The 14,518-nt window shown below is 41.4% G+C and carries 9 protein-coding genes; 2 read left to right on the top strand and 7 right to left on the bottom strand.

Annotation, left to right across the window (positions count from 1 at the left end; translation table 11 throughout):
- Positions 1-40 precede the first annotated feature (40 nt).
- The 6 genes from RE476_RS01255 to RE476_RS01230 form a co-directional block, all read right to left on the bottom strand.
- Complete coding sequence (locus RE476_RS01255) at positions 41-1,111, bottom strand: AI-2E family transporter (RefSeq protein ID WP_309308436.1); 1,071 nt, start codon at positions 1,109-1,111, stop codon at positions 41-43.
- A 21-nt stretch (positions 1,112-1,132) separates the two neighbouring features.
- Complete coding sequence (locus RE476_RS01250) at positions 1,133-2,446, bottom strand: PGF-pre-PGF domain-containing protein (protein ID WP_309308434.1); 1,314 nt, start codon at positions 2,444-2,446, stop codon at positions 1,133-1,135.
- A gap of 11 nt (positions 2,447-2,457) precedes the next feature.
- Positions 2,458-3,258 (bottom strand): TrmB family transcriptional regulator, encoded by an 801-nt coding sequence (locus RE476_RS01245; protein WP_309308432.1) that lies wholly within the window; start codon positions 3,256-3,258, stop codon positions 2,458-2,460.
- Between the two features lie 62 nt (positions 3,259-3,320).
- A complete protein-coding gene (locus RE476_RS01240; RefSeq protein WP_309308430.1) occupies positions 3,321-4,418 on the bottom strand; it encodes a COG1361 S-layer family protein in 1,098 nt (365 codons plus the stop codon).
- Positions 4,419-4,431: 13 nt separating this feature from the next.
- Positions 4,432-5,541, bottom strand: a complete 1,110-nt coding sequence (locus tag RE476_RS01235) for a COG1361 S-layer family protein (RefSeq protein ID WP_309308428.1) — start codon at positions 5,539-5,541, stop codon at positions 4,432-4,434.
- On the bottom strand, positions 5,538-7,916 hold the full coding sequence (locus tag RE476_RS01230) for an RND family transporter (RefSeq protein WP_309308426.1): 2,379 nt from the start codon (positions 7,914-7,916) through the stop codon (positions 5,538-5,540). The genes RE476_RS01235 and RE476_RS01230 overlap by 4 nt, the downstream gene beginning before the upstream one ends.
- Before the next feature lie 932 nt (positions 7,917-8,848).
- On the opposite strand from RE476_RS01230, the gene RE476_RS01225 reads away from it, so the two are divergent.
- Together RE476_RS01225 and RE476_RS01220 are read left to right on the top strand one after the other, a co-directional pair.
- Entirely contained in the window at positions 8,849-9,700 is an 852-nt protein-coding gene (locus RE476_RS01225; protein ID WP_309308424.1) for a TrmB family transcriptional regulator, read from the top strand.
- Between the two features lie 226 nt (positions 9,701-9,926).
- Positions 9,927-11,582 (top strand): coiled-coil domain-containing protein, encoded by a 1,656-nt coding sequence (locus RE476_RS01220; protein ID WP_309308422.1) that lies wholly within the window; start codon positions 9,927-9,929, stop codon positions 11,580-11,582.
- 91 nt (positions 11,583-11,673) lie between these two features.
- Here RE476_RS01220 and clpB read toward each other — a convergent pair whose 3' ends face one another.
- Entirely contained in the window at positions 11,674-14,331 is a 2,658-nt protein-coding gene (gene clpB, locus RE476_RS01215) for an ATP-dependent chaperone ClpB (RefSeq protein ID WP_309308420.1), read from the bottom strand.
- Between the last annotated feature and the right edge of the window lie 187 nt (positions 14,332-14,518).

Genomic DNA, 14,518 nt, shown 5'->3' with positions numbered 1-14,518 from the left:
ATGATTGGAAATGGAGGAAATATCTGTAAATTTGGGAATCTTACTCATCAGGATATATCTTCAACAGTTCATGATAAAACTCAGTTAATACTACCTTGTAAACAATGTATATAGGAATGGCAAGTATCATCCCCAGAGCGCCCAGCATATCAGCAAAGATAAGGGTAAGCAGGATACTGAGTAAAGGATTTACAGCAACTTTTCCCGATATCATATAAGGAATCAGATAGAGATTATCCACAAGCTGGGCGATGATGACAGTAATGACTGCAAACAATGCAGTGGTAGGACTGACAATAAAACCAACTATCACTGCCGGAATGGCACCAACTACCGGACCTATATATGGCACAATGTTAAGCAGGCCTGCAAGAGCACCCAGGAAAAACCATCCGTTGATACCTGCAAGATAGAAACCGATACAGCATATCACACCGACAATAACACTTTCGAGTATCTTGGCAGAGAAGAAATCACCAAGCCTTCTTCCAATATCATAAATAGATGAATCCACACAGTCCTGATACTTCAGAGGAAAGAATCCGATAAGATCATTGACTATCACATTCTTCTTTGAAAAATAAAGACGGAACATCATAGGTATTATCAGTAGACCAGTGAAAAGGAAATAAGATAATCTGGATATAATGGAAGAGAAGAAACTGAATATATAATCTCCAATCGATCTCATGTCCTCACCGGAAAGTATTGGCCCTGCACTACCATTTGGAGCTCCATCCAAATTCCTATTTTGAGGAGCAAACAAATCACCATACGTGGAAAAAAGATTCGTTATACCTGATTCATAATCTTCCTGCGAACTTACCAGCGAGTTCATATCAGACAGCTGGCTCAGCATGAATATGGAGAAGAGAAAAACAACAATGGACAGAAGTATGATCGCATATATCCTTCTGGCCCATAACGATTTGTCCCCAAAGCGTTTATTGAATATCATAAAAGTCCTGTCAGTTACCAGGACAAGTATGGAGCCTATGATAAGAACAATGAACAGGTCTTCAAAATGGAAAAGTATGAAGAAAAAAACACTTAAAAATACAAAAACAAGGAACATTATGCTCCATACTTTGGAATTTGTAGTTAATGCCATGTTTATACCTGCAATCAAATTTTAATTATTTACAGGGTTTCTTTTTATAAATAGTTCCTTCATGGATCTCAGGACTGATCCTAGAACATCTTCATTTTCAGAGTTAGAATTGTTTCTATTTCCCGAATCATCCGATTTCCTGCCAGAAGGATCTGACATGGTGCTGCCCCCCATATCCACAACAACGATGTCATCTTCAAGTGTTTCATTGGCTTTTCCGGTTATAGCGAAATTACCAAATCCGCTTGTTGTCGAAACAAAAGAAACATTACCATCGTTTTCATTTACCACTTTGACAGGGAATGATTTCCAGTCAGAGTTACTGTACAGGTTCAGCCGTATAGAATCAACATCAATCCTGTTCTCATCTATCCATCCCTTATCTACATGGAAGATAATACGAGTATCATCCATTTTGCTTTCCAGAACAGTATTGCTGAGAATTATGTTAGAATAGCAATAGACAGCATTATCAGGGTTCTTTGACACAGATGATGACCTGTTATTCAGGACTTCCAGAGTAGTCTTAACATAGCCGGAATTCACAGTTGACTTAAACTCAAGATAATCAAATGGGTTTTTCTCGTCAGGGAATGAAAATTTTGTAACTGCACCCTTATTGACTACCTGCATGCTGACATATTTAGCTTTGACATTGCTGTAATCTTCAGCTGAGAACACTGAACCTGAAGAAGTTCCACCACTGCTACTGCCCGATATTATCTGTGAAGGAGTTGCTGTGGCTGTCCAATACCATTGATTCCATACACTGCCATTGTCGTTGGAAATATGGACTTTGATACTATAATTCTCTGTTTCGGAAACAGATGGTATGTAGCTTGAATCATTTTCATTGGCGTAAGTATTGATCAATTCATCATCCAGGTACCAGAGAATATCTGACCCTTCACTTACATTCACAGAGAATTCCGGCTCACGGTCAAGCCTTGAAGTTATAAACTCTGAATCAGGCGAGAATGTTACATCAAAATCAGGAATTACTTCCAGAAACCATTCGTTGGTTAAAACGTTAGTCCCATCATCAACAATGACTGTCAGATTGTAAGCTTCAGCCTCATTCTTAGAAACGAGATATACTGAAGATGTACATGAAAGGTCTTTTTGCACCATCACACCATCAAGCAACCAGGTTACATCTGATGAGTTGACAGAAGATGTGGAAAAGCTGATTGATTCACCGGTATGTGTGGATACTTCTGCAGCCGAGGGGAAAAAGACTACGCTGTCTGCTGCAGAAGCCGGAAGTATGATCAATCCAAGAAAAATAGCAAACTGTAAGATGCGAAAGGAACCTGAAATAAAGTTATTCTTCAAGATAATGCACCTCATAGAGGATGGTATTCTGTGGAAGTTTCCCATTTGGCATTGAGCAGATGTGACATTGTAGAAGAGAATTCTTTTCCATTTGTCCATATGGCAGTCAGGTCGGCCTCACCATCGTCATCTTTTAAGATATCCACAAGCATCTCTGAATTATCTACAACAACAACAAAACTTTTCAAGTATAGTGGATTCTTCTCCATGGAATTTATCCGAACGGATGCAAGAGGAACAATATTAGATAATTTTCGGGCTTCTTCCTCACAAGAACTTATAAGTTTCAGACTGACACCTTCATCAGTTGTCTTTTTGTTCAAAATACCAATCATTGTAGTGTAGTCTTTTTTGAGGGATTTGTACCTGTCAGCAAGCTTATAGAATGGCGTTGAGGAACTAAGTATGATGATCTCTTTTTGAGCACCTTCAAACATCTGCATGACCCGATCCGTAACATTCCTGATACCATTGATGGTCCACATAAGTTCTTCACTCTTGTTAGTTGAACATTCACCATATATTCTGTTCAACTGGTCAAGAACATTGTCACATTCATCCCCATAATCACGTTTGAGTTTCAGTATGGCATCCTCTGGAAGAATACACCTGTAACGCATTGGTTTTGTGTTCTGGAATTCAATGATGCCTTTCTGTTCCAGTTTTTTGAGTGCACCATATATAGCTGAATTCGGAACCCCGGAATCAAGATGCAGGGTTGATACTGTGGCACTTTCATTCTTCACAAGAGCCACAAAGACCTTTGCTTCATATGATGTAAAACCAAGTTTCTGGAGAGATGTTAAGAGCATTGTAATAAAATCAACCCCTGATTAGAAGAAAAAACAAATAAAGAAAGAAGGAAAAAAGGAGATCAGTTATCTCCTTCTTTTTTACCCATGTATTTCTTTGCACCTACAAAAACAGCCCCAAGGACTATCAGAACTACTAAAATTCCAACGTACATACCCATACCTGAGCCAGAAGAACCGGCAGGAAGAGTTTCTGTCTGTATCTTAATAGTGTCCGATATCCGGCTGTGTCCATCAGTATCCTCGTATTTGATCTCACTATTGATGGCATAGACCTTTGGTACTGCTGTTTCATCAACTTTCAGTTTGAATACTGCCTCTGCAGTTTCACCTGGTGCGATTGAACCAAGGAAAGACTGGTCATCTGTTGTGCTGAATGGATCATTGGAACTTATTCTGACCGTGGCATCCTTCACAGCTTCTTCACCTGTATTTTTGTAAATAACATGCAAAAGTCCCTCTGAACCAGCTTCAAGTTCACCGGTAACGTTTACAACTTCGAAATCAGCCTCTTCACTCACAATGATTGAGATGTCCTGCATCTGTTGGCCAACAGCATACCAGAGTCCGACTTCCATGTTAGTGATACCGAGGTCAGTTTCATCGTCACCATCTATCTGGACATTCTCCTGGTATCCATAGTATAATTGCAGGTTGAGAGGATATTCACCAGCAGGAGCATTCTTGGATACTTCGATGTTAAACATGACCGGATCCTCTACCTGCTCACCAGAGGCAAGAGTACCTGCTTCCTGTGGTCCTGACTTTACCCTGATATTTGGGTCTTCTGATACAAGAATAGCAACGATTCCAATGGCTGTTGTCCTCTGAGCTTCATAACCCATTTCTGTTTGCTGTATTTTCTGCTCAAGGTCTGATGAATCATCAGCTTCATCCTCTGATTTAAAACCAGTTACAACACCTTTGTTCATCAAGTTGAGATTGAGAGTTACCTCATCCCCACGATAAAATTCATTGTCGCCTACAAGTGTTGCGCTTACATCCGGCCCTCCGTAAACTGTATAATAGTTATCATCAAAGTTGAAATATTCAGGAAGTTCCATACTAGTTACTGTCATTTCAGCGTGCACAGGAAGTGCAAGCAGCATAATTAGAATAATTGATGCCGGAATTATCTTTTTAGCATTAATTGTTTTCATAAGCATCCCTCTCTTATTTATTTGATTTCTTCGATCCGTTTTTTCTGATATTTTTGATTACCAGTACTATTCCCATAATTACAAGTCCTGCAATAGCAAGACCGGTTACATTGACTTTTCCTTCAGGCTGTTTTAGGAAGACATCGACTTTCATATTCTCTGAGAACGCATCTTCACCGTCTACGTCTGTATATTTGATCTCACTGTCAATACCGTAGCTTTTCTCAACAGCCTGGAAATCAGAAGTAATATCAAATGATATGGTTCTGCTCTCACCGGGTTGCATCGTACCAAGTGATTGTATAGGGCGGTCAGTGCTCAATGGTTGCATCATTATCAACCTTGCAACTGCATCTTCTGCAGGAAGTTCACCGATGTTGGTATAGGTTATATTGAGAGTGTTAGTGCTACCTGCAGTAATATTTCCTGAAACACTGCTGACTTCAAATTTAGCTTCAGGCACTACAATGACAGGGATCTGGATCGTTTGTTCAACGGTCTCATAATAAGTTGCATGATCCTGATCAGGCATTCCAAGTATGATAGATTCACCGGCTGTCATCCTTACATCTTCCGGATATTCATAATTCATTGGCATTTCAAGAAGATATGTTCCTGCGGGAGCATTCTCTGAAATAGTAACCGTAAAGACAAAAGGATCCTCTGATAATTCACCGGCAAGCAGTTCATCCAGTGTTTTACTATTCGTTGCTGCATCAATCTCTATCAGATCAGTCGAGGACACAAGATGTGCCTTTATCCCATATGCTGATGTTCTCTGAGTTTCATACTGTAGCTCTGTGAGAGATAATTGATGAACACCCTCTGAAGTATCTATGCTGGTGCCTGGTTTGAAACCATACAATACACCCTTGTTGGATAACATGACCCTTATCTGGGCAGTTTCACCGCGTTCGAATTCTGTGTCTCCAAGAACTGATGCGTATATGTCAGGTTCTCCGTAAGCCTTGTAGTAATTGTTCGTATATTCATAGGTAGGGGATATGTATTCCTTTGCAGTTGCCGAAGGCATCAGCACAAAGGTGGCTGCAAGAAGGATACATACCAGTAAGGGGATAAAGTATAGTTTTGATTTGTCAACTTTATTGGATGTGCCATTCATGTGGTTATGACCTCCGGAATGGTATTTGATTCACGTGTATCAATGAGTTTGGATTTGCGGCTGATCGCTGCATGTGCTCTTCTTTTTTCCTTGAATTTGTCAAGTGTGACAATTACGGGAGGGAAGATCACAAACGTAGCCAGCAGAGCCAGGAATACGTCTATAACTGTTATCAGGCCAAAATTGCTGGTAATACTGAATGGTGATGCTATCAATGCAGAAAAACCAAACACAGTGGTTGCACCAGATGTGACGATGGCTTTTCCAATCTTCACACTTGCTTCTTCCATTGCCTGTTCGGGATCTGCACCTTTATCCTTTTCTTCGAAATAGCGCTCCATCATAAGGATTGCATATTCTGAACCAACACCCAGGATAAGCGCACCAAGGGTTGCGGTCATGGGGGTATATTCCAGACCTGTGTAATACATGAGACCTCCAGACCAGCCAACTACCATTATCATGGTTATCACCGGAGTTAAAGCCTTCAACAGATCACGGTATATCACAAGCAGACCTGCAAAAACCAATATGATTCCCAGTAATGTCATCATGGTTCTGCCGGATGTCAAAGCACCTATAACCTCTACAAAAACAACAGAGTTTCCGGTTATGGTTACTTCTGCTCCCGGAGGAGGTGCCATCCAGAGGATATCGTCTTCCACTATATCTGAGAGGTCTCCGATACCCATCAGTCCAAGCTCACTCATTGCATTGCCAATCTCAAGGTTGACCAGAAGTATGGAATTTCCGTTAAGATAACGTTCCTTTTGAGCGTCAGGTATCTGTTCATACAACGCTGCAACCTCTGCTGAACTCTCAGGGATTTCTCCACCGTTCTGGGCCTTTATAAGATCAATAATGCTATTTGAGCCGTAAATATGACTCCTTCCCCCTACTTCATGCTGTGAGAACTCATCTATCCATTCAAGTAGTTCCGGATCTGTGTTGTCATCAGTCTTTATTATCAGGTTTAATTGATCTTCTCCACCCAATATTTCGCCCATGTGTGTAAGATCGATCAATGCAGGAAGATCCTGGGGTACAAAGGTTTGTGTATCGGTCTGAATAGAGACCAGAGTATCTGCATAAAGTCCACCAACACAAAGGGAACCTGCAATTGCTATAACCAGTACTGAATGCTTCATCGAAAAACCAGATATGCCTTTAAGCGCCTTTTCAAGGAAATCCGGTTCATGTTCAGATTGTTCCATTACAGATACTTTTTTCTTAGAAGATTGCTTTTTCAGCCCTATTTTAGAGAGTATATTTTTCTCTGAAATTTTATGGAAGCCGTATAGTACTGTAACCCCTACAAACAATGAGGCTAAGAAACACATCACGATACCGATCATCAGAAGTTTTCCGAAATCCTGTATCATTGGAACAGTTGATGTAAACAATGAGAAGAAACCAAGTGCAGTTATTATCAGTGCGATCAGAACTGCAGGACCGGTATGCTTGATGGTGTTAATTACTGCCTGTTCATCACTGGTACCATGCTCCAGTTCTTCTTCAATACGATTATGGAACTGAATAGCGTAATCGATGCCAAGTCCAATAAGTACCGGGAAGGCAGACATGGAAACCATCGTCATTGGGATGTCCAGATAACCCATGGCTCCAAAAGTGAAAATAATACCAAGTATGACTATTGGAAGCGGAAGAAGTCTCCACCTTACATGTTTGAAGACAAGATATAGCACTACTACCATGAGGAGAATTGAGATCATGAGCAATGTACCCATGCTGGAATTCATTGCTTCATTCATTTCGACCATAAAAGCAGGATCTCCCGTCACAATTACATTATAATCCCCAGGGAAATCTGCCATTTCAACAGATGTTCTGGTTTCCCTGAGTATTTCCTCCTTCGTATCATCTGAGGTAGTTGCTTCAACGACTACAGACATAATAGCATGAGTTTCATCAGGAAGATAATATGCTGGAACTGATGAACTGATAATTTCATCGATCACTTCTCCATCATCCGGGATTTCACTCCGCCCAGTCATCTCATAATTAGCATCTTTGATTATAGATGATGGGGAATTGACTTGAATTACTCCGGGAATATTGACTGTGGACTCGTATGCTCTGTCCATTGCCTTGAGAAGTTCAGGATTTGTTACATCAGTGCCTTCAATCATTATTACAATTGATTCGGTGCCAAAGAGATTCTGGTAAAGATGATCATAATTCTGGTACAATTGAGAGTTCTTATCTACAAAAGTATCAGTCCCTGATGCCATCCCTATGTACTGGGCACCCTGAAATGAAATAATCACGAGAAGAAACGTGATTAGCAGGATAGGTATCGTATTGTCTTCAATGAAGACACCCAGTTTTTCAAAGATGTTTTTTATGACAAACACTCCTTATGTTTAATTATGATAATAAAAAAACTCTGTATTAGTTGTTTTAATTTGAGCCTTAATAACATGTTTTTCTATATAAGGATTTTACCCATTAATAAACTGATTAAAAGTTAAAACAGAATCGTAAGCAGTGGCATAATAATGAAACTATGAAGAGAGAGGAATGCACCATCAACATTCTGCTATAAAATATAGTGAATAGGTTTTGAGACATCCTGGAAAGGATGCCTCGTTTGGGGGTTGGATAGGGTGGTACTAACTACACGACAAGCGTGTGGTTGATGGTACACAACAGTACAACTGCATTATTAGTAGATAAGTGTTTCTATATATCGACAGAATTGATTTATTTTTAATTAGTTTGGCAATAATAACACATATATGACAAAAAGTCCACAGTTACAAAGTATATATCCAAAATTAGAGTTAATAATAATTGATCTCGAAAATAATAAGACTGAATGTACCTGTATATACAAGGAATTTATATAAGGATTGTACTCTCAAAAAAACATGTTGATTGTGACATTCCAAATTAATAACCATTCAACATCCAGGAAACATACCCGAATCAAATCCTTGGGTGCCGGTCTTTCATCAATAAGTTAAGGTCTACTTTATTTCCCTTTATCCAATCAGTATCAAGGTTCCGAACAGGCAGATCTTCCACATGAGCTTTTAATATTTCAACGGAAGATATCAGTCTTTTCGGATTTTCTAAATTTGATCGCATCATAAAACACCTTTAATGAGTTTACTACAAATTGATGACTATGTATCGTCAAGTATGTCGATGTTTCGCACACTTATAAAGATGACCCTGTGAGAACTAGTCAAATTACATGCATATTAAAAACACCTTTATAGTTGTTTTAACTTAGAACCTGATAAACATTTCACCCGTAAAAAAACAACCAAACAGTGAAAATATGGACAATGAAAGAGCATTAAGAGATCTGGGACTTACAAAATACGAAGCTTCTGCGTATGCAACCTTATTAAAAGAAGGAATTACAGGTGCCCAGGATCTGTCACGCAGATCAGACATACCTGTTGGAAAGATATACGAAGTACTTTCCAATCTTAATAACATGGGGCTTGTTGAATTCCAGAGATCAAGACCCAGGAAATACAAGGCAGTTAAACCAAAGATAGCCCTGAATAACCTCTACAATAAAAAAGAGGAAGATACGAAAAATGAGCTGGATGATTTCAAATTGAAAGTTGCAGAGCTGGAAACCAGATTTTCAGACATTTCCCAGCCCGAACATACAGAATTACAGTTTTGGTCTACTTTGATAGGTGAAGAGGACATTATAAAGAATATCAAAAATATGCTGGAAGAAACTGAAAAAGAGATCCTGCATGTCAAACCTGCCAAATTGAAAAAGATATTGGAAAAAGAAAAATGCATCGATCCAAAGACTTTTATCCCTACGGTTATTGATGAATTCATTAAAGCGGCAGAGAAGGGAATAAAGATCAGGACCATTATACCTGAGGAGCTTTTCCTGACTGCACTTAAAGATAAGATCGAACAAGTAGACGACCTTTCCCTTAGAAGCATTATTAAGAAAAACATCGATGTAAAGATCCTTGATTGTGAATATGACTTCATACTGATCGATGAATACATTACACACATACCTATTCCTGATCCCCTTTCTCCAAAAAAGGTCTTTGGGGAATTGAAAGTATATGACAAGGAATATGCAGGGAAACTGAAAGATAAATTCGAGGAGCTCTGGGCCAAAGGGCAAAGAATTGACATGAGCTCCTGAAAACTGTTTTAAAAATATGAGTAGATGTATATGAGCCTATAAATCATATAGAAAATATAGGCAACATATATATTATAAGCCATTCATAAAATTCATGAAGTCTTTTAAAGAATCCGGAATGGGAATCAGGACATTTGCGGATGTGCAATTCTCCCCGTAGTCAAAAGTGTAAACGGGGCCCTGCCTCTTCCGGATAATAAGATAAAAGAGAACGGGAGAAAAAAATATGGGATGGTTTGATGTCGTAGCAGGCGTTGCTACAGGTGGATTATACACAGTTGGTAAAGCTATCTACCAGGCAGGAAATGCAGCTGAAGATGCAGGCGATGCTGCCGAAGAAGCTGGTATGGCAATTGCAGTGATAGGCTCAACAATACAAGCTGTGGGCGAGCAGTTGAATTCTACATTAAAAGAAGTTGAGGAACTCCTCACTATCCAGAGACTGACACCAAGAAGTGAGGCAGACCTCTGGGACGAGGAGAAAGCAAGGCTTGACTCCCTCAGGCAGGAAAAGACACGGCTTGAGAATAAACTTAAAGAAAAAGGTGTTAATGACACCGGCAATTTTGATTTTAATTTCTGGGACATACTTTCAGACTTCACCGATGTGATAGAGAAGTTCCAGCTCATGGCAAAGCTGGCAGCTGTAAATCAGGAGATACATGATATATTCTATCAGGAACCAGGTGTTGTCACAACAGGCATTTACAACGCTAAAGAAGTACTTGAACGATTGAACACGATCGAGCAACCAATGATCGAGGACATACTAGCATCACTCGACGATAATCTGGACGTCAGCGAAGAGGTCCTCAAGGAAGTAAAGAAGCTCTTTGTCACCAAAAAGAAAGTACCTGTTTCAATTGCAGAACTCAGCCCTTCGATAAGGGACCAGTTAGAGATGATCCAGACAGATAAACTCTACTATGAAGGGCTTATCTCGAGAAAGGATACAGTTACAGCACAACTGAGAGATATCATCAAGATACACCCTGAAAACAAGTTTGAGATTACAGCAGGAGCCATCAATGTACCAAAAGCAAGCATCTATGCCAGCAATGTACTTGATGACGTAATAAGTGCAACAAACATACTCGATAATATAAACATAGCAGAGTCAATAAAAGATGACATCGGAGTTAACACTGGAGTGACCGATGTTGTCAGAGAATCTGAAAAGATCGAAGAGAACATAAACATTAGAGATACTGTTAAAAATATTGATACAGGCATCATTAACAGGACTGTAAGAAACATTTCAAGTTCCCAACCTGTGATGCGGACAGCATCCACAAGCAATATAGAAGCAGCAAGCAGCTCAGTAAGTGCAGCAGCTGCAAAGAAAGAGACTGCAAACATATCTGCTGCAAATATGGCCAGGATCGCAACATCCATCAAGAGATCACCCAGTAATCCGATGTCCATGATGCAGCCGTACGGTGCAAAGATATCGGCATCCCTCAGTACCAAGTTCGATGGTTACCAGCGAAACTATGACTTGATGAAGGCCCAGAAGGCATTCTATTTCAGGCAGTCCCTGAAAATGGAGAGAAAATACGAGTTCCTGTCTAACAGGTGGGTCGAAGAACCGGGAATAATTCCAAAGACACTGGATGAACTGCATGGTGTTCTGGAAAATGTAAGGACTGAGGAGCAGCCACGTATCGACCTTTTGCTCGATAATGTCAATGCGACCCTTGTGGAAGCAAAAGGAACTGTCGAGAAAGCCAACGATACAATGGACTCGGTGAAAAATGCCCTTTCAATACTGGACTTTGACACAAAATACCTGAAACTCGGAGGTATGGTCATTGGCGGATTGATAGTCCTTGACCTTTTCGTCGGACTTATAGTGCTCATAAGGATGGCACTTGGGTTTTAATTAAGTAAATTGGAAAACAATAAATGGACCGGTTGCTCATACGGCAACCGCATCCACACTTTCGAATTCGCACTTTTTTTTGATTTTTTGCTTATTCTGTTGACCTTACATCAACGAGCAGTTCTGCGCCATTGCTATCCACATGCACTGTGGAACCTTCGGGCACTTCACCTGCAACTATCAACTTGGCTATCCGGGTCTCAACCTCATTCTGAATGACCCTCTTTAGTGGTCTGGCTCCGAAGGTCTCGCTGTATCCTGCCTTTGATAGGTAGGCCTTTGCAGCACCAGTCATTTCAAGACTGATACGCTTATCCCTGAGCCTTTCGACAAGGTCTGCAACCTTGATATCAACGATCTTCACCAATTCTTCCGGCTTCAATGCATGGAAAATGGCGATCTCATCAACACGATTAAGGAACTCGGGCCTGAAATACTTGCCAAGCTCACTCATTGCACGCATCTGCAAGGTCGCATAATCCAGAATCTTGCCACCCTTACCGCTATCAGGAAGTCCCTGTTCCGGACGGGACAGCTCATCACCTGACTTCAGCAGTTCAGTGAGGTCACCGCCGAAGATGTTTGAGGTCATAATGATCAGAGTGTTCTTGAAGTCCACAGTCCGCCCCTTTGAATCAGTGAGCCGGCCGTCATCAAGAATTTGCAGCATTACATTGAATACATCCGGATGAGCTTTTTCGATCTCATCGAAGAGCACAACGGAATATGGTCTCCTGCGTACCGCCTCTGTAAGCTGGCCGCCTTCCTCATGTCCGATATAGCCAGGAGGTGCACCTATCATCCTTGCAACGGTGTGCTTTTCCATGTATTCTGACATGTCAATGCGCACCATGTTGTTTTCATTATCGAACAATTCAGCTGCAAGTGCCTTTACAAGCTCAGTCTTACCAACACCGGTCGGACCAAGGAATATGAAACTTCCAATTGGACGCTTCGGGTCCTTGATACCCGCATAGTTGCGTATGACAGCATCAGCCACTGCCTTTACAGCCTCATGCTGGCCAATTATACGGTTGTGAAGGTTGTCCTCGAAATGAACAAGTTTTTCACGCTGGCCTTCCATGAGCCTTGTAACTGGTATGTGAGTCCACTGGCTGACAACCTCGGCAATATCCTCTTCGCCGACCTCCTCACTGAGGAGCATGTCGCCCTGCATCTCCTGAAGTTGCTTTTCCTCTTCAGCATACTCATGTTGCAATGGAATGAGAGTTCCGTACTTCAACCTGGAAGCAAGTTCAAGGTTATTGTCATTCTCAGCAAGTTCAAGCTGGACCTTTGTATCTTCCATCTGTTGTTTCAGGGCACCAAGCTTTGAGATAGCTTCCTTCTCATGATCCCATCTGGCCCTCATAGCATCTGATTCTGCCCTGATGTCTGCAAGTTCCTTTTCAAGGGCATCCAGGCGGTCCTTTGAAGCTGCATCCTTTTCCTTTTTGAGTGCTTCGCGCTCAATCTCAAGCTGCATTATCTTGCGGTCGGCCTCATCGAGTTCTGCCGGCTTGCTGTCAATTGCAGTTCTCTTCTTTGCAGCCGCCTCATCCACAAGGTCGATAGCCTTGTCCGGAAGGAACCTGTCGGCAATGTAGCGACTACTCATTACAGCAGCTGCAACAAGCCCTGAATCCTTCAGACGTACACCATGATGGACTTCATACTTCTCCTTCAGACCACGCAGTATGGAAATAGTATCTTCCACCGTAGGCTCTTCTACGAAGACCGGCAGGAACCTGCGTTCAAGTGCAGCATCCTTTTCGATATACTTGCGATATTCGTCAACTGTGGTAGCACCTATACAGTGAAGCTCGCCACGTGCAAGCATCGGTTTCAGGAGGTTTCCTGCATCCATGGCACCTTCTGTGGCACCTGCACCTACAATGGTGTGTATCTCATCTATAAAGAGAATTATCTGGCCTTCTGAATCAGCAACTTCCTTGAGTACCGCTTTCAGCCTTTCCTCAAATTCACCCCTGAACTTTGCACCTGCAATAAGTGAACCCATATCAAGGGCAATGATACGCTTATCCTTCATGGCATCGGGTACATCCCTTTTTGCAATACGCTGTGCAAGTCCCTCGACAATTGCAGTCTTACCGACACCGGCCTCACCGATGAGCACAGGATTGTTCTTCCTTCTACGGGAAAGGATCTCAATGGAATGCCTTATTTCCTGATCCCTGCCAATGACCGGGTCCAGTTTTCCCTGGGCTGCAAGTTCTGTGAAATCTATTCCGTACTTCTTAAGTGGCTCCATTGTGTCTTCCGGATTCTCTGAAGTAATTCTCCTATTCCCCCTTATCTGTTTGATAACATCGAGTAGACGATCACGCGTAACACCCTCACTTGCAAGGATCTTACCGCACGGGCTGTCCTTTTCTCCAACCATTGCAAGCAGGAGATGCTCAACGCTCACATACTCATCTTTCATCTTTCCGGCTTCCTGCACTGCAGCATCCAGAATACGCCTCATGGTCTGAGTCATGTAGACCTGCTCGCCACCCGGGCCTGAGACTTGCGGAAGGTTTGCAAGCTGAGCTTCAACCTTCTGCTTCAGACGGTCCACCGGAACTTCCATATTATGCAATAATGTAGTTACAAGTCCACCACTCTGCTCCAGCAATGCAAGGAACATGTGTTCACAATCTATCTGCTGATTTCTGTACCTTGCAGCAATCGTACTTGAATCCTGAATAGCTTCCTGAGCCTTCTGCGTGAAACGGTTAAGATCCATTTTATAAACTCCCCGGGATTGATGTCCCCATTATCCCATCATTTTAATTTAGAATGTTTGTTTAAATTACTTTTGATACGTTTTTTAAGGACAGGAAATACCCGGATTTACGCACAAAATAATGCCTGCAAGAATTATCTTTTTAACATTTCATTTACTTGCAGGCAAAGCTTACCCATACAAGCTG

Source organism: Methanolobus mangrovi, from assembly GCF_031312535.1.
Classification (GTDB): domain Archaea; phylum Halobacteriota; class Methanosarcinia; order Methanosarcinales; family Methanosarcinaceae; genus Methanolobus; species Methanolobus mangrovi.
This window is presented reverse-complemented; position numbering and strand designations above follow the sequence as displayed.